General features: G+C 59.5%; 21 protein-coding genes. 9 read left to right on the forward strand and 12 right to left on the reverse strand.

What is annotated here, in order from left to right; translation table 11 throughout:
* The first annotated feature begins 8 nt into the window (after positions 1–8).
* Positions 9–323, forward strand: coding sequence for a succinate dehydrogenase assembly factor 2 (locus tag RHIBUN_RS0120450; RefSeq protein ID WP_018855028.1), 315 nt, complete (start codon positions 9–11; stop codon positions 321–323).
* Positions 323–3,829: a transcription-repair coupling factor gene (gene mfd, locus RHIBUN_RS0120455; protein ID WP_025660982.1), complete on the forward strand. Its 3,507-nt coding sequence runs from the start codon at positions 323–325 to the stop codon at positions 3,827–3,829. Before RHIBUN_RS0120450 ends, mfd begins: the two co-directional genes overlap by 1 nt.
* A 4-nt stretch (positions 3,830–3,833) precedes the next feature.
* Here mfd and RHIBUN_RS0120460 read toward each other — a convergent pair whose 3' ends face one another.
* Both RHIBUN_RS0120460 and RHIBUN_RS0120465 read right to left on the reverse strand, forming a co-directional pair.
* Positions 3,834–4,505, reverse strand: coding sequence for a DsbA family oxidoreductase (locus RHIBUN_RS0120460; RefSeq protein WP_025660983.1), 672 nt, complete (start codon positions 4,503–4,505; stop codon positions 3,834–3,836).
* Between the two features lie 88 nt (positions 4,506–4,593).
* On the reverse strand, positions 4,594–6,399 hold the full coding sequence (locus RHIBUN_RS0120465) for an extracellular solute-binding protein (RefSeq protein ID WP_025660984.1): 1,806 nt from the start codon (positions 6,397–6,399) through the stop codon (positions 4,594–4,596).
* Between the two features lie 268 nt (positions 6,400–6,667).
* On the opposite strand from RHIBUN_RS0120465, the gene RHIBUN_RS0120470 reads away from it, so the two are divergent.
* Complete coding sequence (locus RHIBUN_RS0120470; protein WP_018855032.1) at positions 6,668–7,324, forward strand: invasion associated locus B family protein; 657 nt, start codon at positions 6,668–6,670, stop codon at positions 7,322–7,324.
* A 115-nt stretch (positions 7,325–7,439) separates the two neighbouring features.
* Here RHIBUN_RS0120470 and hspQ read toward each other — a convergent pair whose 3' ends face one another.
* The 3 genes from hspQ to RHIBUN_RS0120485 form a co-directional block, all read right to left on the reverse strand.
* On the reverse strand, positions 7,440–7,769 hold the full coding sequence (gene hspQ / locus RHIBUN_RS0120475) for a heat shock protein HspQ (RefSeq protein WP_025660985.1): 330 nt from the start codon (positions 7,767–7,769) through the stop codon (positions 7,440–7,442).
* A 153-nt stretch (positions 7,770–7,922) separates the two neighbouring features.
* The gene (gene glnA / locus RHIBUN_RS0120480; RefSeq protein ID WP_018855034.1) at positions 7,923–9,332 is read right to left on the reverse strand and encodes a type I glutamate--ammonia ligase; all 1,410 of its coding nucleotides are present in this window, start codon (positions 9,330–9,332) and stop codon (positions 7,923–7,925) included.
* A 57-nt stretch (positions 9,333–9,389) separates the two neighbouring features.
* Positions 9,390–9,728, reverse strand: a complete 339-nt coding sequence (locus RHIBUN_RS0120485; RefSeq protein WP_003539626.1) for a P-II family nitrogen regulator — start codon at positions 9,726–9,728, stop codon at positions 9,390–9,392.
* 342 nt (positions 9,729–10,070) lie between these two features.
* Here RHIBUN_RS0120485 and RHIBUN_RS0120495 point away from each other — a divergent pair, with 342 nt between their 5' ends.
* Positions 10,071–11,543 carry a bifunctional ADP-dependent NAD(P)H-hydrate dehydratase/NAD(P)H-hydrate epimerase gene (locus RHIBUN_RS0120495; RefSeq protein WP_025660986.1) on the forward strand — a complete coding sequence of 491 codons (1,473 nt, stop codon included), beginning with the start codon at positions 10,071–10,073 and terminating at the stop codon, positions 11,541–11,543.
* Positions 11,544–11,551: 8 nt separating this feature from the next.
* Here the strand turns inward: RHIBUN_RS0120495 and RHIBUN_RS0120500 are convergent, their stop codons facing one another.
* The 3 genes from RHIBUN_RS0120500 to uvrA are packed head-to-tail and all read right to left on the reverse strand — an operon-like array spanning position 11,552 to position 15,759.
* A complete protein-coding gene (locus RHIBUN_RS0120500; RefSeq protein ID WP_025660987.1) occupies positions 11,552–12,358 on the reverse strand; it encodes a DUF72 domain-containing protein in 807 nt (268 codons plus the stop codon).
* 15 nt (positions 12,359–12,373) lie between these two features.
* Entirely contained in the window at positions 12,374–12,838 is a 465-nt protein-coding gene (locus RHIBUN_RS0120505; protein WP_025660988.1) for a GNAT family N-acetyltransferase, read from the reverse strand.
* Positions 12,835–15,759, reverse strand: coding sequence for an excinuclease ABC subunit UvrA (uvrA, locus tag RHIBUN_RS0120510; RefSeq protein WP_025660989.1), 2,925 nt, complete (start codon positions 15,757–15,759; stop codon positions 12,835–12,837). Before uvrA ends, RHIBUN_RS0120505 begins: the two co-directional genes overlap by 4 nt.
* Before the next feature lie 249 nt (positions 15,760–16,008).
* Between uvrA and RHIBUN_RS0120515 the strand changes: the two genes are divergently transcribed.
* A complete protein-coding gene (locus tag RHIBUN_RS0120515; RefSeq protein WP_018855039.1) occupies positions 16,009–16,548 on the forward strand; it encodes a single-stranded DNA-binding protein in 540 nt (179 codons plus the stop codon).
* Positions 16,549–16,676: 128 nt separating this feature from the next.
* Here RHIBUN_RS0120515 and RHIBUN_RS0120520 read toward each other — a convergent pair whose 3' ends face one another.
* Entirely contained in the window at positions 16,677–17,318 is a 642-nt protein-coding gene (locus tag RHIBUN_RS0120520) for a MarC family protein (protein WP_025660990.1), read from the reverse strand.
* Between the two features lie 226 nt (positions 17,319–17,544).
* Here RHIBUN_RS0120520 and gyrA point away from each other — a divergent pair, with 226 nt between their 5' ends.
* Entirely contained in the window at positions 17,545–20,328 is a 2,784-nt protein-coding gene (gyrA, locus tag RHIBUN_RS0120525) for a DNA gyrase subunit A (protein WP_037217258.1), read from the forward strand.
* Between the two features lie 354 nt (positions 20,329–20,682).
* The gene (locus RHIBUN_RS37385; protein ID WP_245271695.1) at positions 20,683–20,826 is read left to right on the forward strand and encodes a GNAT family N-acetyltransferase; all 144 of its coding nucleotides are present in this window, start codon (positions 20,683–20,685) and stop codon (positions 20,824–20,826) included.
* A gap of 29 nt (positions 20,827–20,855) precedes the next feature.
* On the opposite strand, the gene RHIBUN_RS37930 is transcribed toward RHIBUN_RS37385, so the two are convergent.
* From RHIBUN_RS37930 to RHIBUN_RS0120540, 3 genes are all read right to left on the reverse strand, one after another.
* The gene (locus RHIBUN_RS37930; protein ID WP_018855044.1) at positions 20,856–20,990 is read right to left on the reverse strand and encodes a hypothetical protein; all 135 of its coding nucleotides are present in this window, start codon (positions 20,988–20,990) and stop codon (positions 20,856–20,858) included.
* A 33-nt stretch (positions 20,991–21,023) separates the two neighbouring features.
* On the reverse strand, positions 21,024–21,179 hold the full coding sequence (locus RHIBUN_RS36900) for a hypothetical protein (RefSeq protein WP_198021165.1): 156 nt from the start codon (positions 21,177–21,179) through the stop codon (positions 21,024–21,026).
* An 87-nt stretch (positions 21,180–21,266) separates the two neighbouring features.
* Positions 21,267–21,488 carry a hypothetical protein gene (locus RHIBUN_RS0120540; protein WP_051420073.1) on the reverse strand — a complete coding sequence of 74 codons (222 nt, stop codon included), beginning with the start codon at positions 21,486–21,488 and terminating at the stop codon, positions 21,267–21,269.
* 179 nt (positions 21,489–21,667) lie between these two features.
* On the opposite strand from RHIBUN_RS0120540, the gene coaD reads away from it, so the two are divergent.
* Both coaD and RHIBUN_RS0120550 read left to right on the forward strand, forming a co-directional pair.
* On the forward strand, positions 21,668–22,162 hold the full coding sequence (gene coaD / locus RHIBUN_RS0120545) for a pantetheine-phosphate adenylyltransferase (RefSeq protein ID WP_018855047.1): 495 nt from the start codon (positions 21,668–21,670) through the stop codon (positions 22,160–22,162).
* A gap of 28 nt (positions 22,163–22,190) precedes the next feature.
* Entirely contained in the window at positions 22,191–22,760 is a 570-nt protein-coding gene (locus tag RHIBUN_RS0120550; RefSeq protein ID WP_025660993.1) for a peptidylprolyl isomerase, read from the forward strand.
* Positions 22,761–22,768 lie beyond the last annotated feature (8 nt).

Raw genomic sequence — 22,768 nt, forward strand, 5'->3', positions numbered from 1 at the left:
GTAAAGCCATGACGGGTGTGTCACTCTCGAGCGCCGATCTTGATCCGCGCCGCCGCCGAATCCTCTTTCGCTGCTGGCATCGCGGCATCCGCGAAATGGATCTGGTCTTCGGGCAGTTCGCCGAGAAGGAGATCGCCACCCTGTCCGAGACCGAACTCGACGAGTTCGAAACCATCATGGCCGAAGAGGACAACGATCTCGTGCGCTGGATCATGGGAACATGGCCGGTGCCTGAGCGTTTCCAGACGCCGATGTTTGCGCGCCTTGCCGCTTACAAGCCCGATTTCGAATATCCAGCCGACGCCCTGCCCAGGAATGCCTAATGACCTCAGGTTTTGACGTAAGGAAGCTGTCAGCCGTCGCCGAGCCGCTGACAATCGGCAATGTGCCGACAGGTATGGAAGCTTTGTTGCTGGCCGATCTGGCGCGCGCCGGAGAGCCGGTCGCTTACGTGCTTTCCGACGGCCAGCGGATGGTGGACCTTGAGCAGATGCTGGGCTTCGTTGTGCCGGAGATCCCGGTTCTGACCTTGCCGGCCTGGGACTGTCTTCCTTACGACCGCGTTTCCCCGAGCGCCGATACGTCGGCACGCCGTCTCGCGGCGCTGGGCGGCCTGATCGCGCATCACAAGAAGCCACATGCCGCGATCGTGCTGGTGACAGTCAATGCAATGCTGCAGAAAGTCGCCCCACAAGAGATTATCGAAAGCCTTGCCTTCTCAGCTCGCCCCGGAAATACGGTGCGCATGGACGATGTTGCCGGGCGCCTTGAACGCAACGGCTTCGACCGCGTCGCAACGGTTCGCGAGGTCGGCGAATATGCGGTGCGCGGCGGTATTCTCGACGTCTTCGTGCCGGGCTCCGAGGAGCCTGTTCGCCTCGATTTCTTCGGCGACACGCTGGAAAGCATCCGAAGCTTTGACCCGGCAAGTCAGCGCACCACAGGGCAGGTGCGCTCCCTCGACCTCAACCCGATGAGCGAGGTCACACTGACGCCCGATACGATCAGCCGTTTCCGGAAGAATTACCTCTCTTCCTTCGGCGCGGCGACACGCGACGATGCGCTTTATCTCGCCATATCGGAGGGCCGACGCTACCCAGGCATGGAGCATTGGCTGCCGCTTTTCTACGAGAAGCTGGAGACGGTATTCGACTATCTCAAAGACTTCCGGATGGTCACCGATCATACTGTGCGCCAGGCCGCCGAGGAACGGTCCAAGCTCGTCTTCGACTACTATGACGCCCGCCTCAGTTCCGGGCAGCCCAGCAAGGGACAGATGGCGCAAGGGACACCCTACAAGCCCGTGACGCCCAGCCAACTCTACCTGGACGGAAAGACGTTCGCCAGCACGCTCGACGCGTTCAACGCGATGCGAATCTCGCCCTTTAACGAGCATGAGGGAGAGGCGCGGCGTGTGATCAATCTCGACGCGCGACAAGGCGAGCGCTGGGCACGCTCGAATGCCGAGGGTGGCGGCAATGCCGAGCGGATCAATGTGTTCGACGCTGTCGTGAAGCATATTGCCGACAAGCGCTCGGCTGGCGCGAAGGTCCTGATTTCCGCCTGGTCGGAAGGTTCGCTGGAGCGTCTGCTGCAGGTGCTGAGCGAACACGGGCTCGAGCGCGTGAAGCCGGTCGGCGCGCTGAAGGAGATGGATGGCCTTGCCAAAGGCGAGGCGGCTGCCGGCGTGCTCAGCCTCGAATCCGGATTTGAAGTCGGCAATCTCGTCGTCATCGGCGAACAGGACATTCTCGGCGACCGCATGGTGCGGCGTTCGAAGCGACGCAAGCGCGCCGCCGATTTCATCTCCGAAGTTGCCGGGCTCGACGAAGGTTCGGTCGTCGTCCACGCACAGCACGGTATCGGTCGGTTTGTCGGCCTGAGAACGATCGAAGCGGCGGGCGCACCGCATGCCTGCCTCGAACTGCAATACGCAGACGACGCGAAGCTGTTCCTGCCGGTCGAGAACATCGACCTTCTGTCGCGCTATGGCGGAGAGGGGACGGAAGCGCAACTCGACAAGCTCGGCGGCGGCGCATGGCAGATGCGCAAGGCCAAGCTCAAGAAGCGGCTGCTCGATATGGCGGATGCGCTGATCCGTATCGCAGCTGAGCGACTGACGCGGCATGCGCCCGTGCTAACGACGCCGGAAGGGCTTTACGACGAGTTTGCCGCGCGCTTCCCTTACGACGAGACGGAGGATCAGGATAATGCCATCGAGGCTGTGCGCTCCGACCTTGGAGCCGGTCGGCCGATGGATCGCCTCGTTTGCGGCGACGTCGGTTTCGGCAAGACTGAGGTGGCGCTTCGTGCTGCCTTCGTTGCGGCGATGAACGGCATACAGGTTGCCGTCGTCGTGCCGACGACACTGCTAGCGCGCCAGCACTTCAAGACCTTCGCCGAGCGGTTCCGCGGCCTGCCGGTTCGCATCCAGCAAGCCTCACGCCTCGTCGGGTCGAAGGAATTGGCGTTAACGAAGAAGGAAGTAGCAGAGGGCAAGACGGATATCGTCGTCGGCACCCATGCGCTTCTTGGTGCCGGGATCAAGTTTGCCAATCTCGGGCTGCTGATCATCGACGAAGAGCAGCATTTCGGCGTCAAGCACAAGGAACGCTTGAAGGAGCTGAAAAGCGATGTCCATGTGCTGACGCTCTCGGCGACACCGATCCCGCGCACGCTGCAGCTCGCGATGACTGGGGTGCGCGAGCTGTCGCTGATCACGACGCCGCCGGTCGACCGCATGGCGGTTCGCACCTTCATTTCGCCCTTCGATTCGCTTGTCATCCGCGAAACGCTGATGCGCGAGCACTATCGCGGTGGCCAAAGCTTCTATGTCTGCCCGCGACTTGCCGATTTGGAGGATGTGCACGCCTTCCTGCGGTCGGATGTACCGGAGCTGAAGGTCGCGGTCGCGCACGGCCAGATGCCCGCCGGCGAGCTTGAGGACATCATGAACGCCTTCTACGAGGGCCGCTATGACGTGCTGTTGTCGACGACGATCGTGGAATCGGGACTCGACGTGCCAACGGCCAATACGCTGATCGTGCACCGCGCCGACATGTTCGGCCTGGCGCAGCTCTACCAGCTGCGTGGTCGCGTCGGACGTTCGAAGGTGCGCGCCTTTGCGCTCTTCACGCTGCCGGTCAACAAGGTGCTGACGGCGACGGCGGAACGGCGCCTCAAGGTGCTGCAGTCGCTCGACACGCTCGGCGCCGGCTTCCAGTTGGCCAGCCACGATCTCGACATCCGCGGCGCAGGAAACCTGCTCGGCGAAGAGCAGTCCGGCCACATTAAGGAGGTCGGCTTCGAGCTCTACCAGCAGATGCTGGAAGAGGCGGTGGCCGAGGTGAAGGGCGTCGACGAAATCCAGGATACCGGCTGGTCGCCGCAGATCTCTGTGGGCACGTCGGTGATGATCCCCGACGGTTACGTGCCGGACCTGCATCTGCGCATGGCACTCTATCGCCGCCTCGGCGAGATCACGGAACTGAAGGAAATCGATGCCTTCGGCGCAGAAATGATCGATCGCTTCGGCCCCATGCCGATCGAGGTCCAGCACCTTCTAAAGATCGTGTATGTGAAATCGCTCTGCCGGGTCGCCAACGTGGAGAAGCTGGATGCAGGTCCCAAGGGGGTGGTCATCCAGTTCCGCAATAAGGAGTTTCCGCATCCAGCGAACCTGGTTGGCTACATCGCCAAGCAGGGGACCATGGCAAAGATTCGGCCGGACCAGAGCGTCTTCCTCACACGCGATCTGCCGACGCCGGAAAAGCGGCTGCAGGGCGCAGCCGTTATCATGACGCAGCTTGCGGAAATGGCGAAGGGGTAAGGGCTCAGTTCATGCCGGCGCGCGCTTCCGCCTTCGCCTTGGCGATGTCGCGAAGCGCGCCTGCCAGAACGTCCGGCGTCTGAGCGCCGCTGACGGCGTATTGCTGATCGAAGATAAAGAACGGCACACCGTTCACGCCCATCTTCTGCGCCGCCTCGATCTCTTCGACCACCAGGACCTTATCTGCATCGGAGGCGAGCAGCGTCGCAGTGACCGTGCGGTCAAGGCCTGCCTTCTCGGCAACGTCGAGCAGCACGGCATGATCGCCGACATTGCGGCCTTCCTCGAAGTTCGCCTTGAACAGGCCGTTGACGACCTTGTCCGCCTTGTCGCGGTCCTCAACCATTGCCCAATGGATCAGGCGATGCGCATCCAGCGTATTCGGGCCGATCTTGATCGCGTCAAAATCGAACTTGATGCCGACTTCACGACCAAGCTCAGTCAGCATCTTGTGTCCTTGGGCAACGCGCTCGGCACCGCCAAGCTTCTCCTCCAGCGCCTTCTTCTGGTCGACGCCATCAGGCGGATAATCGGGGTTGAGGCGGTAGGGGCGCCAGTTGATATCCACGCCGACCTCGTCCTGAACTTCAGCGATCGCAAGCTCGAGCCGGGCCTTACCGAGATAGCACCACGGGCAGACGACGTCGGAGACAACGTCGATGGTAATGCGTTCCATGGGCTTTTCCTTCTTTCTCAAATCGAAACCTTCCCGCCATCTAGTCCCTGCGGCGGGCGACTTCAACCAGGCAGAAAAAAGGAACCTGCTATTGGACGCTCTGATCCCACCATGCCGGCAACTGGTAGCCATAGAGCGGCACGGAGTCCGGATGAGCGATGCGCTTGCTGCGCGCAACCCACTGCTGATCAACATGGTAAAGCGGCAGGACATAGTGCCCCGACAGCAACATCCGATCATGAGAACGCACCGCCGCGGTAAAGTCTTCAGCCGACCGGGCCATAAGGATGTGCTGGATCAGCGTATCGATGTCAGGGTCGGAAACTCCGGCGAAATTGTCTGTGCCTTCGCGCTCCTTGGCCGCGGAAGACCAACGTCCGAGCTGTTCGATGCCCGGCGAGAGGGACGACGTATAGGACTTGATGATCACGTCATAGTCGAAGCTGCTCGTGCGGCTCTGATATTGGGAATCGTCCACCGTGCGGATGGTCGCGACAATGCCGAGCAGTTGCAGTGAACGCTGATAGGAGACTGCGAGCTTCTCCTGGTCGGTGTTCTGCGTCATGATCTCGAAAGCAAGCAGACGTCCGTCGGTGTCGCTCATCTTGCCATTCTTGATCGTATACCCTGCTTCCTTGAGGAGCGCGGCTGCCTGCTTCAGGACATTGCGATCGCGGCCCGATCCGTCGGTGACTGGGAGCTTGTAGGTGCCATCCAGGATCGCTGGATCGATTCGATCCTTGATCGGGCCGAGAAGCTTCAGCTCGCGTTCGTCCGCCGGCACCCCGAAACTCGACAGATCCGAGTTCTGCCAGAAACTCGCAGTGCGGATATAAGCGTTCGAGAAGAGGTTCTTGTTCGCCCATTCGAAATCGAAGACCAGCGACAGCCCCTCGCGAAGCTTCGCGTTGGCAAAGACCGGCCGCCGGGTGTTGAAGACGAAACCGAACATGCCGCTCGGCAGCTTGGGTTCGAACGTATCCTTGACGACGTTGCCTGAGGTCACTGCCGGGAAATTGTAAGCACTTGCCCAATGGCCGGGACTTCCGTCCGGATAGATATCGATGTCACCCTTCTTGAAAGACTCGAACAGGGTGGTGTCCTGCAGGAAATACTGCACCGTTATCTGATCGTAGTTGTCGAGCCCAACCTTGGCCGGAATGTCCTTGCCCCAGTAATTGGGATCGCGTTCGAAGGTGATGCTCTCGCCGGGCTTCAAAGACTTGATCTTGTAAGGACCAGATCCCACGGGAGGTGTGAGCGTCGAACGATCGAATGTCTCTGGATCGATGGCATGTTTCGGCAGGATCGGCGTGGAGCCGGCCAAAATCATCGGGAATTCGCGATCAGCCTTGTCGTTGAAGGTGAAACGAACGCTGTGGTCGCCCACCTTCTCCATCTTCTCGACCGCATTCAATCGCGTGCTGAAGGGAACGCGCCCCTTTTCCTTGAGCAGATTGAGAGTGAAAATCACATCATCGGGGGTCACCGGCTGCCCGTCCGACCATTTGGCGGCTGGATTGAGATTGAACTGGATAAACGTCCGGTCTTCGTCCCATTCGACGGACTCTGCCAGCAGGCCGTAGAGGGCGAAGGGTTCATCGCGCGAGCGCAGCATCAGCGTCTCGAAAACGAGATTTCCGTACTCCGGATCCCACATGCCGCGCGCCGTCGTGCGCATGCTTTTCAAGATGAAGGGATTGAGGCTGTCGAAGGTCCCGACGACGCCATAACTGATCTTCCCACCCTTTTTCACATCGGGATTGACGTAAGGAAGGTGCTTGAAATCGGCGGGCAGGGCCGGCACGCCATGCATCGCGATGCCATGCACCGGCTCAGCGAGAGCCGCGCTGCCAACGAGTGTAAAAATGACGGGAAGAACGATCCGAAGCATCGTTGAGGTCCTTTCAGGGAACGGCACGATTCGGCGCAAGACTATCATGCAGCCACCGCAGTTCACCATCCGCGCCGAATTCTTTCGGATGACCCCGAAAAGGTCAAAGAAATACTGGATATCTGGCCCGACGCAATGTAACAGGGGAACCCGAAGTCGGGGGGTCATGCATTTGCCTCATTGTTCTAAGAGGTGGATTGCGAACAACCCTGTTGGTGAGGATGGCACCGTTGTCGTCCCTAAGGGATTTCAGGAGACGGAATTCGTTATGATGTTCAAGGCTGAAAACAAAACGCGGGCAGCCCTGTCCGTTCTGGCAGTGATGCTCGGTGCTGCAGCAGCTCCCGTATCGTCCTTCGCGCAGGATGCAGCGGCCTCCGCCGACCCGGCTACTGCTGCCGGCGCCCCGCGTCTCGGCTGGTACAAGACCTGTAGTAAGCAGGAAGACAATGATGTCTGCGTCGTTCAGAACGTTGTTCTCGCAGGCGGCGGCCAGCTCGTCACGGGCGTTGGCCTCATCAGCGTTTCCGGCAAGATCAACAACAAGAGCCTTCAGGTTTCGGTTCCGCCGGCTCGTCTGATCCCGCCAGGTGTCGCGATGCAGATCGACGGCGGCAAGGCCCAGAAAATCGACTACCTGATGTGCATGCCCGACCGATGTGTCGCCCAGATCCCGCTGACTGACGCCATGGTCGCCAGCCTGAAGAAGGGCACCGATCTGGTTCTCACCTCGATCAACTTCCGCCGCGCGCCGAACCCGATCAAGATCTCGCTCGAAGGCTTCACCGGCGCCTTTGATGGCGAACCGGTTTCCGCTTCCAAGCTTGCTGAGAGCCAGAAGAGCCTGCAGGACAGCATGCAGAAGAAGGCTGACGAAGCCCGCAAGAAGCTTGAAGAGGCCCAGAAGGCTGCCAAGGCTCAGTAATTCTGAGCCATCGGATTCGCAAAGAACCCGGCCTTGCGCCGGGTTTTTTGTTACACGACCCAAGCAAAGAAAAACCCCGCGGGAGGAGCGGGGTTTTGAATGATATTAGCGGACGTTAGTGGGCCAAGTTCATCTTGGGTTTGAACTGCCCCGTCGGTGCCATATCGAAAATCTGATAGACCTGTTCGTTACGGAGCGGTACGCCGCTTTCATCGTTGATCAGGTTCTGCTCGGATACGTAGGCAACGTATTCGTTTTCATCATTCTCGGCCAGCAGATGGTAGAAGGGTTGATCCTTGCTGGGGCGCACTTCGGCGGGAATGGAGTTCCACCATTCTTCCGTATTCGCGAATTCCGGATCGACATCGAAGATCACGCCGCGAAACGGAAATACCTTGTGCCGAACCACTTCACCGATACTGAACTTTGCTACTCTTTCTTTCATGGTACGACTTCCTTTCATCACCTGATTTGGTGATTGGCCCCGCTCAAATCAAGATTTTTGCGGGATCTCGTCACATGAGTGTCACATCCGCTATCAAATAACTGTGACATCCGGTCAGGCGAAAGCCCCGGCGAACCGGGGCTTTCTCTCTTCTTAGGAGGAATAGTACATGTCGTATTCGACCGGATGCGGCGTCATGTCGAAGCGCATGACTTCCGCCATCTTCACCTCGATGAAGCTATCGATCTGGTCGTCGTCGAATACACCGCCGGCGGTTAGGAACTTGCGGTCCTTGTCGAGGCTTTCCAGCGCTTCGCGCAGCGAGCCGCACACCGTCGGGATTTTCTTCAGTTCCTTTGGCGGCAGGTCATAAAGGTCCTTGTCCATGGCCTTGCCAGGATGGATCTTGTTCTTGATGCCATCGAGACCGGCCATCAGCATGGCGGCAAAAGCGAGGTATGGGTTTGCCATCGGATCGGGGAAGCGGACTTCGACGCGCTTGGCCTTCGGGTTGGTGCCGAACGGAATGCGGCACGATGCCGAACGGTTGCGGGCCGAGTAGGCGAGCAGGACCGGAGCTTCATAGCCCGGAACGAGACGCTTGTAGGAGTTCGTCGACGGGTTGGTGAAGGCGTTCAGCGCCTTTGCGTGCTTGATGATGCCGCCGATGTAGTAGAGGCAGGTTTCGGACAGGCCTGCGTATTCGTCGCCGGCGAAGGTCGGCTTGCCGCCCTTCCAGATCGACTGGTGCACGTGCATGCCGGAGCCGTTGTCGCCGAAGATCGGCTTCGGCATGAAGGTTGCCGTCTTGCCGTAAGCGTTGGCGACCTGGTGCACGACGTACTTGTAGATCTGCATCTTGTCGGCGTTGCGGACGAGCGTGTCGAACTTGATGCCGAGCTCGTGCTGGGCAGCCGCCACTTCGTGGTGGTGCTTTTCGACGACCACGCCCATTTCCGACAGAACCGTCAGCATTTCCGAACGCATGTCCTGGCAGCTGTCGATCGGCGGAACCGGGAAATAGCCGCCCTTGACACGCGGACGGTGGCCGAGGTTGCCGGTTTCATATTCGGTGTCGTCGTTGGACGGCAGTTCCGTGGAATCGAGCTTGAAGCCGGTGTTGTAGGGATCTGCCTTGTAGCGCACGTCGTCGAAGACGAAGAATTCAGCTTCTGGACCAACGAAGACAGTGTCGCCGATGCCGGATGCCTTGAGGTAGGCTTCAGCCTTCTTGGCGGTGCCGCGTGGATCGCGATTGTAGGCTTCGCCGGAGACCGGATCGAGAATATCGCACAGAATGACCATGGTGGACTGCGCGAAGAACGGGTCCATGTGAACCGTTTCGGGGTCTGGCATCAACACCATGTCGGATTCGTTAATGGCCTTCCAGCCGACGATCGAAGAGCCGTCGAACATGACGCCGTCAGCGAACATGTCCTCGTCGACACAGACCACATCCATCGTGAGGTGCTGCAGCTTGCCCTTCGGGTCGGTGAAGCGAAGGTCTACGAACTTGACGTCGTTTTCCTTGATTTGCTTAAGAATTTCGCTTGCGGTCGCCATTAAATAGTTCCTTTATTTGAGATGACGATACTTTGGTTCGCCCGAAGGCGATAAAGATTAAATGGCATCGATGCCGGTTTCGCCGGTACGGATGCGGATAACCTCTTCGACGTTGGAGACGAAAATCTTGCCGTCGCCGATGCGGCCGGTCTGGGCGGCTTTGCGGATCGCGTCAATGACGGCTTCCGCGTTTTCGTCCGCGAGGACAACCTCCACCTTCACCTTCGGCAGGAAATCGACGACATACTCCGCGCCCCGGTAGAGTTCCGTATGGCCTTTCTGGCGACCGAAGCCCTTCGCTTCCGTAACTGTAATACCCTGCAGGCCAACTTCCTGAAGGGCTTCCTTCACTTCGTCGAGCTTGAAGGGCTTGATGATCGCTTCGATCTTTTTCATGAGAAAATGACTCTCCGCTTCTCCCGTTAATGGCAGGCTCAGACCTGCTTTCCGTCATGATGCAGTTATCGTGCCAGTTGGGAAGCGGATTTTTCAGAAATTAACGCAGATCAGGCGCAGGAACCCATAATCGGGCAGATTTTCACTGGTTTTGGGCTGAAATTCTTCGAAAATCGACATGCAAGCGGCAAATCCGGCTCATTTTTCGGAATATTCCTCCACGCTAATAGTCGATGGCAAAACTCGCCATTCGCCTAACCTTTGTGCGTTTGCACATTTTTCGATCTTTTCGCCGATCATTCGACAGGTTGTTATTTAGGCGATTTCTGATTGAATGCGGCGATGACCGCGGGAATCTCCAATCTACTCCTCACGCCGGAAGAAATGACAGCAGTCGATACGGCCGCCGCCGCGTCCGGCATCCCTAGCTATGCCCTTATGCAACGAGCAGGTGCCGCCGTCGCCGCCAGTTTGTTGCGTGATTTTCCCGCGGTTCTTCGCGCCGTCGTTCTTTGTGGTCCGGGCAACAACGGCGGCGACGGCTATGTTGCCGCATGCTTGCTAGCTGATAGCGGCGTTGCCGTCGTCGTATTCCAGATGGGCGAACCGGAGAAGCTCAAGGGCGATGCCGCCCGGGCCAGGGACAATTTTCCGAACGCAGTACAGCCGCTTGAGACGTATCTGCCACGGAATGGCGACGTAATCATCGATGCCTTGTTCGGTGCTGGCCTTGCCCGCGATGTTCCGAAGAGCGTCGCTGACGTGATTGAGCGAGTGAAGCAGGCGCAGGTGCCGGTAATTGCCGTCGACCTGCCATCGGGCGTGGACGGTCGTACGGGAACCGTCCGAGGGGCGGCCTTCACGGCCGTTCGGACCGTTAGTTTCATGACGCGGAAACCCGGCCATCTCCTGATGCCCGGGCGCGAACTCTGCGGCGAACTGGAAGTCTTCGACATTGGCATACCCGCCCGTATCGTTCGCGCCGAGAAGAAACTGCAAATCGCCGAGAACCAGCCGGAATGTTGGCGCCAGGTGCTGCCTTCAAGCGGACTGGAAACACATAAATACAAACGCGGTCACCTCGTCGTCTTCTCCGGCGAGGCAGGCAAGACCGGCGCCGCCCGAATGTCGGCGATGGCGGGGCTGAAGGCCGGGGCAGGACTCGTGACAATCGCCGCGCCGGGAGATGCAGTCGCAGAGAATGCGGCGCACCTTACGGCGATCATGCTGCATCCGATCGAAGAGGAAGCCGCACTCGGCAACTGGCTGCACGACGAGCGGCTGCAGACGTTCGTTCTCGGCCCAGGCTTCGGAGTCGGTGACAAGGCGCGGCGCTTCGTCGCCGCACTTTCCGACCGCCATCTCGTGCTCGACGCAGACGGGCTTTCGTCGTTTAAGGATGCCCCGGATGAACTATTTTTACAGTTCTCCGGCGAGCCGCGGCTGGTGCTAACGCCACATGAGGGGGAGTTCGGCCGGCTGTTTCCCGATATCGCCGCTGACACAGCCATGGGAAAGGTCGAAAAAGCGCAGGCTGCCGCGGCACGGGCGAATGCCGCCATCGTCTACAAGGGCGCCGATACCGTCATCGCCTCGCCTGACGGGAGAGCCTGCATCAACACCAACGCACCGGTTTGGCTCGCAACCGCCGGCTCCGGCGATGTTCTCGCAGGCGTCATTGGAGCGCTGATGGCCCAGGGCGTTCCTGCGTTCGAGGCGGCCGCGGCCGGCGTCTACATGCATGGAGACGCCGGCATGCGCGCTGGCAAAGGACTGACCGCGGAAGAGCTGGCGACTGAGGTTCGTCCGCTCTGACGACAAGCCTATCGCAACACCGCTTCCTGTAGCGCCATCGCCCCAAAGGGCGCATTGACTTTGCCTTCATGGATCATGAAGGCAAAGACATCCCGCGGTTCGGTTGCAACCTTGCGATCGCCATCGATGAGAGGCAGATCGCCGGGTACCTTGCCATCCGCCCAGGTTTCGAGGCGCGTAGCCCAGTCTTTCAAGTCGCCCGGCGAGTAGCAGGTCCTGATATCGTCCGAACCTTTCTGAAGGCGCGCATAGACGAAGTCGGCAGTTACATCCGCGATCATCGGGTAATCGAAGTGTTCCGCGCAGACAGGCGCAACGCCGTATTTCGAAAGCAACGCCACGAATTCCGGCACCTTGAACGAGTCATGGCGTACCTCGACGACGTGCTTCAGAGGCAAGCCATCCTGCCTGTTCGGCAGCAGCTTGAGGAAGGCTTCGAAATCATCCGGATCGAACTTCTTCGTCGGGGCGAACTGCCAGAGGATTGGGCCCAGGTGCGGGCCGAGCTCCGTCAGGCCCTGAGTGAGAAAGCGCTCCATCGACTCGCCAGCCTCCGCGAGCACACGACGATTGGTGACAAAACGGCTGGCCTTGAGCGAAAAGATGAAGCCATCAGGCACATCCGCCGCCCATTTGGCGAAGGTTTCCGGCTTCTGCGAACTGTAATAGGTGCCGTTGATCTCAATGACCTTCAGCTTGCGGCTTGCATAGTTCAGTTCGTCCTTCTGCTTCAGATCCCCGGGGTAGAAGTGGTCCCGCCATGCCTCGAAGGTCCAGCCGCCGATGCCGACGCGAATGTTGCCGGATTTCGTCATTTCTTCCTCCTCTGATTATCTCAGTCCGCCGACTTGCTTTGCCATATCGACAATCACCCATCCTGGCCTATGCGGATTCTCGCGGCGACCCGTTTCCTGAAAGCCAAACGCCCGGTAGAGCGCAATATTCCGTTCCATGCGAGCATTCGTGTAGAGACGAACTTCCGGAAGCCCCCATTCCCGCGCCGTCTCTTCCACCCATCTCAGAATGGCAAGGCCGTACTGGGCGCCCTGAAATTTCGGGGAGACAGCAATGCTGAAGAGCATCACATGGTCTGGGTGCCGTTCAACGACGGCCAGGCCGGCAAGCTCTCCTTGCACCTCCCGCAACCAGACCTCACCGCGACCGATGCGCGGTGCGTAGTCTTCGGTAACGGGAATGGGCGGGCGGCCAAGGAGACGCGTGTATCGAGCATAGGCTTCGCCGGTCAGCGCCTCGACAGCCTGCAGGTCATCGAGCGACGCCGCTCTCAGCATCACTCGGCTGCCACTACAGTTTTTCGTGTGGGACGCCGCTCAAGCAGCTCCTTCAGGAACTGCCCGGTATAGGACCGCTTCTCCTTGACGATCGCTTCCGGCGTGCCGACGGCGACTATCTCCCCACCGCCATCGCCACCTTCCGGACCGAAATCGAGAATCCAGTCCGCCGTCTTGATGACTTCGAGATTGTGCTCGATGACGACGACCGAATTCCCCTGGTTGACCAGCTCCTGCAGCATCTCCAGGAGCTTGGCGACGTCGTGGAAATGCAGGCCGGTCGTAGGCTCGTCGAGGATGTAGAGGGTGCGGCCCGTCGATCGCTTCGACAGTTCCTTTGCCAGCTTGACGCGCTGCGCCTCGCCACCGGACAGCGTATTCGCCTGCTGTCCGACCTTGATGTAGCCGAGGCCGACATCCTTCAGGGCCTGCAACTTGTCGCGCACAGCCGGGACGGCAGCGAAGAAATCGACGCCTTCCTCGACGGTCATGTCGAGCACGTCGGCAATCGACTTGTGCTTGAACGTAACGTCGAGCGTCTCCCTGTTGTAGCGCTTGCCATGGCAGACGTCGCAGGTGACGTACACATCAGGCAGGAAGTGCATCTCGATCTTGATGACGCCGTCGCCTTGGCAGGCTTCGCAGCGTCCGCCCTTGACGTTGAACGAGAAGCGTCCCGGTTGGTAGCCGCGCGCCTTCGCTTCCGGCAGACCGGCAAACCAGTCACGGATCGGGGTAAACGCGCCCGTGTAGGTCGCTGGGTTGGAACGCGGCGTGCGGCCGATCGGCGACTGGTCGATATCGATGACCTTGTCGATGTGTTCGAAGCCGTCGATGCGATCGTGATCAGCCGGGATTTCGCGGGCGCCCATGACGCGCCGGGCCGCCGATTTATACAGCGTCTCGATCAGGAACGTGGACTTACCGCCCCCTGATACGCCAGTGACCGCCGTAAAGACGCCGAGCGGGATGGAGGCGGTGACATTCTTCAGATTGTTGCCGCGGGCGCCGACGACCTTGATTTCCTTGCCCTTCTTGGGCTTACGGCGCTCGTCGGGAACCGGAACGCCGAGTTCACCGGACAGATATTTGCCGGTCAGCGACTTAGGGTTCGCCATGATCTCCTGTGGCGTGCCATGGGCGATCACCTGGCCACCATGGATGCCGGCGGCGGGACCGATGTCGACGACATCGTCGGCGGTCAAGATCGCGTCCTCGTCATGCTCGACCACGATCACGGTGTTGCCGATATCGCGAAGGTGCTTCAGCGTATCAAGCAGCCGAGCGTTGTCGCGCTGATGCAAACCGATCGATGGCTCGTCGAGGACATACAATACGCCGGTCAAGCCGGAACCGATCTGCGACGCCAACCGGATGCGCTGGCTCTCGCCCCCCGACAAGGTGCCGGAGTTTCGCGACAGGCTGAGATAATCCAGGCCTACGTCATTGAGGAAGCGCAGGCGGTCGCGGATCTCCTTGAGAATGCGAACGGCAATCTCGTTCTGCTTGGCGCTCAGCGACTGCGGCAGGACCTCGAACCAGTCTCGGGCGACGCGGATCGACATGTCGGTCACCTGGCCGATATGCAGCGTATTGATCTTGACGGCAAGCGCCTCCGGCTTCAGGCGGAAACCGCCACAAGACGGGCAGGGGGCTGCCGACATATAGCGCTCGATTTCCTCTCGCGCCCAGGCGGAATCCGTCTCCTTCCAGCGACGCTCGAGATTGGTGATGATGCCCTCGAAATTCTTGTGCGTGGTATAGGACCGCGCGCCATCGGCATAGTGGAACTCGATCTTTTCGTCGGTACCATTCAGGATGACATCCTTCGCCTGCTCCGAAAGATCGTTCCAACGGGCGCCGAGCTTGAAGCCATAGTGCTTACCGAGAGCTTCGAGCGTCTGATTGTAATAGGGAGAGGTCGACTTCGCCCACGGTGCAATGGCGCCATCGCGCAGCGTGCGCTCAGGCTCCGGCACGATCAGGTTGGCGTCGATCTTCTGCTGCGCTCCGAGACCGTCGCAGGTCGGGCAGGCGCCGGCTGGATTGTTGAAGGAAAAAAGCCGCGGCTCGATCTCGGGAATGGTGAAGCCCGATACCGGGCAGGCGAACTTCTCGGAGAAGAGAACGCGTTCATGCGTTTCATTAAGCGACTTGTTGGCGGAGCCGCCGGCGGCAGTTTCTTCCGGCGGCAGCGGCTTGTCGGCGAATTCCGCAACGGCGAGGCCATCGGCGAGCTTGAGCGAAGTCTCGAAGCTGTCGGCAAGGCGCGACGCCGTATCCGGCCGCACCACAATACGGTCGACCACGACGTCGATATCGTGCTTGTACTTCTTGTCCAGGGCTGGCACGTCGGCGATCTCGTAGAATTGGCCGTCGACCTTGACGCGCTGGAAACCCTTTTTCATCAGGTCTGCCAGTTCCTTCTTGTACTCCCCCTTACGCCCGCGCACGAGCGGGGCGAGAATATAGAGACGCGTGCCTTCTCCGAATTCCAGCACGCGATCGACCATCTGGCTGACCGTCTGGCTCTCGATCGGCAGCCCGGTCGCGGGCGAATAGGGTACGCCGACGCGGGCAAAGAGCAGGCGCATGTAGTCATAGATCTCGGTCACCGTACCGACCGTCGAGCGTGGGTTGCGCGAGGTCGTCTTTTGCTCGATCGAAATCGCTGGCGACAGGCCGTCGATCTGATCGACGTCAGGCTTCTGCATCATTTCAAGGAACTGGCGCGCATAGGCCGAAAGGCTTTCGACATAGCGTCGCTGTCCTTCGGCATAGATCGTGTCAAAGGCAAGCGACGACTTGCCGGATCCCGAAAGGCCGGTCATGACGATGAGTTTGTTTCGCGGCAGATCGAGATCGATGCCCTTCAAATTGTGCTCGCGCGCGCCGCGGATGGAAATCGTCTTCAGTTCGCTCATCGTCTTCTGCTTCTGTGCTGGAACAAGCCCCTTATTTAGTGATGCCGGCTGGCGAGTCGAGGCTGAATGTCCGTCTGCTGCAAGGTTTTCGATTCGGTTGACAGGATCATAGGGATAAACTAGAACAAATAAAGAACAAAATTCCTTGTGGATGAACCGGCGATGGACACCCATCGCCGGCGCTCTATGGTTTAAGGTGCACCGATTGTTTCAAGCGCCGCCGGGCAGGGCGGCAGGTAAGGTGAAAGTATGGCTGGCAGCGTAAACAAGGTAATTCTGATCGGGAACGTGGGCGCTGACCCCGAAATCCGGCGGACCCAGGATGGCCGGCCGATCGCCAACCTTCGCATCGCGACGTCCGAGACCTGGCGTGATCGCACCTCCGGCGAACGCCGCGAGAAGACGGAATGGCATACGGTCGTAGTCTTCAACGAAGGCCTCTGCAAGGTCGTCGAGCAGTATGTGAAGAAGGGCGCCAAGCTCTACATCGAAGGCGCGCTGCAGACGCGTAAGTGGCAAGACCAGAACGGCCAGGACCGCTATTCGACGGAAGTCGTTCTGCAGGGCTTCGGCTCGACGCTGACGATGCTGGACGGTCGCGGCGAGGGTGGCGGCGCAAGCTCCGGCTTCGGCGGTGGTCGCGGCAGTAATGCCGGCGGCAACGATTTCGGTGGCGGCGGTGGCTACGGCGACGACTACGGCGCGCCGTCGCAATCATCTGGCCGCAGCAGCGGTGGCGGCGGCGGTGGAAACTTCTCGCGCGATCTCGACGACGATATCCCGTTTTGATCGCAGAGTATTCGTGGCATAAGTTGGACGGCGCGCCGCAAGGTGCGCCGTCCGCTTTTCAATCTCCGGGATTGGACGCCCCCCGAGCTTGCCGCGATGGAAGCCGTGCAGGTAACCGGCTTTTTGACCTAGCCGGCTGGCGTCGTCATGAGGGTAGATCTCAAACCGTCGACGACGAACTGCGTGGCAAGCGCCGCCAGGATGACACCGAGAAGGCGTGTCAGAATTGCGCGCCCCGTTACGCCGAGGAAGCGATCAAGTCTTTCGGCGATGAGCAGCGAGAGAAACAGCAGCAGCAGACTCAATGCGATGACAATGATCAATTGCGCCCGCTCGAGCGAAGCCTGCATCGATCCGGCAATTAGGATCGTCGCCGAAATGGCACCGGGACCGGCGATCAGAGGGATCGCCAACGGAAAGACCGAGATATTATGGATATGATCGACGGTGATTGCGGCTGTGCTCGTCTTCTCCTTACGGTCCTGCCGCTTCTCGAACACCATTTCAAAGGCGATCCAGAATAACAGAAGACCACCGGCAATGCGGAAGGCGCCGATCGAGATTCCGAGCACCCCGAGCACGCTGGCCCCGAACAGGGCGAAAGCGGCAAGAATGACAAAGGCGATGATCGAGCCGCGCAGCGCCACCTGTTTTCGCTGGCTGCGGCTCATGCCGGTCGTGAGCCCGAGAAAGAGTGGAGCAAGACCAGGCGGGTCGATCGTGACAAGCAGCGTCGTGAAGGCGTTGATCAGTTGGTCGACGCTTGCCATTGTCTCTCCGTGAGCCCATATAAACACTTGGTTTTTTCGCGATTGTGATGCGGAGAGACCATTTTGGCAAATGGTGTTATTAGGGCGGTGCAAATAACCGTCCCAGAGACTCCCATTGCCCTCATAAGACCGCAAAAGTCTGTTCAAAACCCGTGCCAAAATTAGCGTAGGAACAGGCTTTCCGCTATAAATCTTCAAGTGATTCTAGAAGAGATCGTGATCTGTTTTGACTGAGCAAACACCCCCCGGCGGCGGGAAGCTCCCGCCAGGCATCGAGCCCATCTCCATCATGGAGGAAATGCAGCGGTCGTATCTCGATTACGCCATGAGCGTTATCGTCAGCCGCGCCCTGCCTGATGTCCGCGACGGCCTGAAGCCCGTGCACCGGCGCATCCTTTACGGCATGTCCGAACTCGGCATCGACTGGAACAAGAAATACGTCAAATGCGCCCGCGTTACCGGGGATGTGATGGGTAAATACCATCCGCACGGCAACGCAGCGATCTACGACGCGCTAGCGCGTATGGCGCAGGACTGGTCGCTCCGCCTTCCGCTGATCGACGGCCAGGGCAACTTCGGCTCCGTCGACGGCGATCCGCCGGCGGCCGAACGCTACACAGAGTGCCGCCTGCAGAAGGCCGCGCATTCGCTGCTCGACGATCTCGACAAGGAAACGGTCGACTTCCGCGATAACTATGACGGCACGCTGTCCGAGCCCGTCGTTGTTCCCGCAAAGTTCCCGAACCTCCTAGTGAACGGGGCAGGCGGCATCGCCGTGGGGATGGCGACGAATATTCCGCCGCACAATCTGTCCGAAGTCATCGACGGCTGCATTGCGCTGATCGACAACCCGGCGATCGAACTGCCTGACATCATGCAGATTATTCCGGGTCCGGACTTCCCGACGGGCGCCAAGATCCTTGGTCGCGCCGGCATTCGCTCGGCCTACGAGACCGGTCGCGGCTCGGTGATCATGCGCGGCGTTGCCACCATCGAGCCGATGCGTGGCGATCGCGAACAGATCATCATCACCGAGATCCCGTATCAGGTGAACAAGTCGACGATGATCGAGAAGATGGCCGAACTGGTGCGCGACAAGCGTATCGAAGGGATCTCCGACCTACGCGATGAATCCGACCGTCAGGGCTATCGCGTCGTCGTCGAGTTGAAGCGCGATGCGAATGCCGATGTCATCCTGAACCAGCTCTACCGCTACACGCCGCTGCAAACCTCCTTCGGCTGCAACATGGTGGCGCTGAACGGCGGCAAGCCGGAACAGCTGACGCTACTCGATATGCTGCGCGCCTTCGTTTCCTTCCGTGAGGAAGTCGTTAGCCGGAGAACGAAATTCCTTCTCCGCAAGGCCCGCGAGCGCGCTCACGTCTTGGTCGGCCTGGCGATCGCTGTCGCCAATATTGACGAGATCATCCGCACGATCCGGCAGGCGCCGGATCCGCAGACCGCACGCGAGCAGTTGATGACGCGCCGCTGGCCGGCCGCCGATGTCGAAAGCCTGATCCGCCTGATCGACGATCCGCGTCACCGCATCAATGAGGACCTGACATACAACCTCTCGGAAGAGCAGGCGCGCGCCATCCTCGAACTGCGTCTGGCCCGTCTGACCGCACTCGGCCGTGACGAAATCGGTGACGAACTCAACAAGATAGGCGAAGAGATTAAGGATTACCTTGAAATCCTGTCGTCGCGGGTTCGCATCCAGACGATCGTCAAAGAAGAGCTTGCAGCCGTTCGCGACGAATTCGGCACGCCGCGCCGCACCGAGATCATGGACGGCGGCCTTGAAATGGACGATGAGGATCTCATCGCCCGCGAAGACATGGTCGTGACGGTCTCCCATCTCGGCTACATCAAGCGCGTGCCGCTGACGACCTATCGCGCCCAGCGCCGTGGCGGCAAGGGCCGCTCCGGCATGACGACGCGCGACGAGGATTTTGTTAGCCAGCTATTCGTTCTCAACACGCATACGCCGGTTCTGTTCTTCTCCTCGCGCGGTATCGTCTACAAGGAAAAGGTCTATCGCCTGCCGATCGGCACGCCGACCGCGCGCGGCAAGGCGCTCATCAACATGCTGCCGCTGGAGCCCGGCGAACGCATCACCACGATCCTTCCGTTGCCGGAGGATGAGGACAGCTGGGATAAGCTCGACGTCATGTTCTCGACGACGCGCGGGACAGTTCGCCGCAACAAGCTTTCCGACTTCGTTCAGGTCAACCGCAACGGCAAGATCGCGATGAAGCTCGAGGAAGAAGGCGACGAAATCCTCTCAGTCGAGACCTGCACCGAGCATGACGATGTGCTTCTGACCACGGCGCTCGGTCAGTGCATTCGCTTCCCCGTCGATGACGTCCGCGTCTTTGCTGGCCGCAACTCCATCGGCGTTCGCGGCATCAACCTCGGTGACGGCGACCGCATCATCTCGATGACGATTGTTGGACATGTCGATGCCGAACCTTGGGAACGCGCAGCCTACCTGAAGCGGGCCGCGAGCGAACGCCGCCTCGCGACGGGTGACGCCGAGGAAATCTCGCTGGTTGGCGAGGAAGTGACCGAGGAAGGTCAACTGAGCGACGAGCGCTATGAGGAACTGAAGGCGCGCGAGCAGTACGTCCTGACGGTTTCGGAGAAGGGCTTCGGCAAGCGATCCTCCTCCTACGACTTCCGCATTTCCGGCCGTGGCGGCAAGGGCATTCGCGCCACCGATACGTCGAAGACGGGGGAGATCGGCGAACTCGTGGCCGCTTTCCCGGTCAACGAAGGCGACCAGATCATGCTCGTATCCGATGGCGGCCAGCTCATCCGCGTTCCGGTGGGCGGCATCCGTATCGCGAGCCGAGCAACGAAGGGCGTCACCATCTTCTCGACTGCCAAGGATGAAAAGGTCGTATCCGTGGAGCGCATTAGCGAGCCCGAGGAGGAGGCTGAAGAGGTTGTCGAGAATGGCGACGACATTGCCTCGGTTCCGGAAGGTGAGCCTGACACGGAAGCGTGATGTTCTAAGCGTTTGATCTTGAAAACCGGGCGACTGCCCGGTTTTTTTTTGGGGGCACCTTGACTGCGGGAACCGGCTGGCGGTGCTGCAGCCAAAATGGAGGGCAGAGTGATCCGGATTCTCGGTATTGACGATGTTGCCATCTTCAATGTCATTCGGCTGGAGCGCTGCGGACCGAACCCGCAGCCTTTGCCAGCACCGTCGGCGACTGGGAAGCGCTCTCAGACGATGAATGGCGTAGGCGATTGGTCGACGGGCCTGTTCTCGTGGCCCTTAAGCAGGGTGAGCCCGTCGGGATGATGGGGGCTGAGCCGCCAGCGTGCCAGTAAGATGGTGCATCGGGCAACGCTCATCATGGTCTATGTGCGTCGAAGTGAAAGGAGCGGCGGCTGTGCCAAGGCTCTGCTAGAAGCGACGTTAAGCTATGCGCGAGAGAACGGCATCTCTAGGCACGAAAAAGGCCGGACAAACCTCGTTCATCCGGCCTATTTCGATTGAAAACATGCAATCCCAGATGTCGACAGCGGCTAGAACCAGCTGTGTTTTCCATCGGTCTTCTTCAGTTCTTCGCTTTCATGGCGAAGGGCAGAGATGGTGGAAGCCACGGACACGATAAACATTATGCTGATAAGGGCGGTGAGCACAGCTAGTATCGTGAACATGAGCAATCCTCCTGGGCTTTGCGTTCACGTCCCTTAGTACTGGCTCATTACCGCCGCACGAGCCGACGCATAAGGGCCATATACCTTGGACGCTTCCACTTTGTGATCGTAAAGCGCGACAGTCGCTGCAAGCATACCAGTCATCATTACCATCCAGACAGCATTAATCATGGTAATTTTATTGGGCATATCTTCTTCCTTGTGCGGCGTATCGCGTTACGCTGGTTGAGTGAACGCATGCGTGCGAAAATGGTTCCAGGGATATTGACGGGTCGTTTAGCAAGGCCGTTCTGAAGCGACCTTGAATGCGCCGTTCATCTGGCATTCAGAATCCTTAATCGGTTTAAACGCCACATTTCCTGTCCTACGCACGATTGCATAATGTTCCCGTACGCTTGGCCGCACCCAACTTGCATCCTGCATTTCCCGCACGTAGCCGTGGAAAAATTCGGCAAGCAGCGAGACGATGACAGCGAATACAACAAGGATGATCAGCATGGGCGTTTTCCGGGGCTGACCGATGTCGGAATGACATCGGGTGTTGACGGTCTCAACTATAGCGAGCCGGTCTGAAGCCGCCTTGAATGCTGCATTCATCCGCCGTTCAGCGATGGGCAAATGACTTGCGGGCAACCGTCATCCATGACAAAAGGGCGTCGAAACAAATGGCTAGACCCATGACGACAGCTTTTTATCCGGGGTCGTTCGACCCGATCACCAACGGACATCTGGATGTTCTTGTCCAGGCGCTGAGCGTTGCGTCCAAGGTTATCGTCGCGATCGGCGTTCATCCCGGCAAGGCGCCGCTCTTTTCCTTCGATGAGAGGGCGAATCTCATTCGCCAGTCGCTCGCGGAAGCAATGCCTGAAAAGACCGGCGACATCTCAGTCGTTGCATTCGACAATCTCGTCGTCGACGCGGCGCGATCCCATAGCGCGACCCTACTGATCCGCGGCCTCAGGGACGGCACCGATCTCGACTATGAAATGCAGATGGCCGGGATGAACCGCCAGATGGCGCCCGACATTCAAACGATCTTTCTGCCAGCCGGAACGGCCTCGCGGCCCATAACCGCCACATTGGTCCGGCAAATCGCTGCCATGGGAGGCGACGTCAGCGCCTTTGTGCCGGCTGCCGTCTTGAAAGCTCTTCAATCCAAGCGCAAATCCTAGGCGACCTTTTCGCCGCAACGGAGCCATTATGAAACTTTTCTCTTTCGCATTTGCAGCCGTGCTTTCCCTTGCCTCGTTCGCGGGCGCCGCATTCGCGCAGTCCGGCAACACGCTGACGATCCAGCTGAAAGACGGTCCGGTCGTGATCCAGCTTATGCCGGACGTCGCGCCGAAGCACGTCGCGCAGATCGAAGCGCTCGCCAAGAAGGGCGCGTATGACAACGTCGCCTTCCATCGCGTCATCGAAGGCTTCATGGCCCAGACCGGCGACGTGAAGTTTGGCAACATGGAAAAGGGCTTCGATGCGAGCCGTGCCGGTACCGGTGGCTCCGACCTGCCTGACCTGCCGGCCGAATTCTCGAAGACGCCTTTCGTGCGGGGTACGGTCGGTATGGCCCGCTCGCAGGACCCGAACTCGGCGAACTCCCAGTTCTTTATCATGTTTGCTGATGGCTCCTTCCTCAACGGCCAGTACACGGTTGTTGGCAAGGTCGTCTCCGGCATGGAGAATGTCGACAAGATCAAGCGCGGCGAGGGCCAGAACGGCGAAGTCAGCAATCCCGACCGGATGATCAAGGTCACCGTCGGCAGCAAGTAAGTTTCAAG

It is taken from the genome of Rhizobium sp. IBUN (genome assembly GCF_000510625.1).
Taxonomy (GTDB): domain Bacteria; phylum Pseudomonadota; class Alphaproteobacteria; order Rhizobiales; family Rhizobiaceae; genus Rhizobium; species Rhizobium altiplani.

Bases quoted from the DNA above. Each gene is read 5' to 3' on its own strand.
- RHIBUN_RS0120450 (WP_018855028.1), top strand. From the start codon at position 9: ATGACGGGTGTGTCACTCTCGAGCGCCGATCTTGATCCGCGCCGCCGC.
- mfd (WP_025660982.1), top strand. From the start codon at position 323: ATGACCTCAGGTTTTGACGTAAGGAAGCTGTCAGCCGTCGCCGAGCCG.
- RHIBUN_RS0120460 (WP_025660983.1), bottom strand. From the start codon at position 4,505: ATGGAACGCATTACCATCGACGTTGTCTCCGACGTCGTCTGCCCGTGG.
- RHIBUN_RS0120465 (WP_025660984.1), bottom strand. From the start codon at position 6,399: ATGCTTCGGATCGTTCTTCCCGTCATTTTTACACTCGTTGGCAGCGCG.
- RHIBUN_RS0120470 (WP_018855032.1), top strand. From the start codon at position 6,668: ATGATGTTCAAGGCTGAAAACAAAACGCGGGCAGCCCTGTCCGTTCTG.
- hspQ (WP_025660985.1), bottom strand. From the start codon at position 7,769: ATGAAAGAAAGAGTAGCAAAGTTCAGTATCGGTGAAGTGGTTCGGCAC.
- glnA (WP_018855034.1), bottom strand. From the start codon at position 9,332: ATGGCGACCGCAAGCGAAATTCTTAAGCAAATCAAGGAAAACGACGTC.
- RHIBUN_RS0120485 (WP_003539626.1), bottom strand. From the start codon at position 9,728: ATGAAAAAGATCGAAGCGATCATCAAGCCCTTCAAGCTCGACGAAGTG.
- RHIBUN_RS0120495 (WP_025660986.1), top strand. From the start codon at position 10,071: ATGACCGCGGGAATCTCCAATCTACTCCTCACGCCGGAAGAAATGACA.
- RHIBUN_RS0120500 (WP_025660987.1), bottom strand. From the start codon at position 12,358: ATGACGAAATCCGGCAACATTCGCGTCGGCATCGGCGGCTGGACCTTC.
- uvrA (WP_025660989.1), bottom strand. From the start codon at position 15,759: ATGAGCGAACTGAAGACGATTTCCATCCGCGGCGCGCGCGAGCACAAT.
- RHIBUN_RS0120515 (WP_018855039.1), top strand. From the start codon at position 16,009: ATGGCTGGCAGCGTAAACAAGGTAATTCTGATCGGGAACGTGGGCGCT.
- RHIBUN_RS0120520 (WP_025660990.1), bottom strand. From the start codon at position 17,318: ATGGCAAGCGTCGACCAACTGATCAACGCCTTCACGACGCTGCTTGTC.
- RHIBUN_RS37385 (WP_245271695.1), top strand. From the start codon at position 20,683: ATGGTCTATGTGCGTCGAAGTGAAAGGAGCGGCGGCTGTGCCAAGGCT.
- RHIBUN_RS37930 (WP_018855044.1), bottom strand. From the start codon at position 20,990: ATGTTCACGATACTAGCTGTGCTCACCGCCCTTATCAGCATAATGTTT.
- RHIBUN_RS36900 (WP_198021165.1), bottom strand. From the start codon at position 21,179: ATGCCCAATAAAATTACCATGATTAATGCTGTCTGGATGGTAATGATG.
- RHIBUN_RS0120540 (WP_051420073.1), bottom strand. From the start codon at position 21,488: ATGCTGATCATCCTTGTTGTATTCGCTGTCATCGTCTCGCTGCTTGCC.
- coaD (WP_018855047.1), top strand. From the start codon at position 21,668: ATGACGACAGCTTTTTATCCGGGGTCGTTCGACCCGATCACCAACGGA.
- RHIBUN_RS0120550 (WP_025660993.1), top strand. From the start codon at position 22,191: ATGAAACTTTTCTCTTTCGCATTTGCAGCCGTGCTTTCCCTTGCCTCG.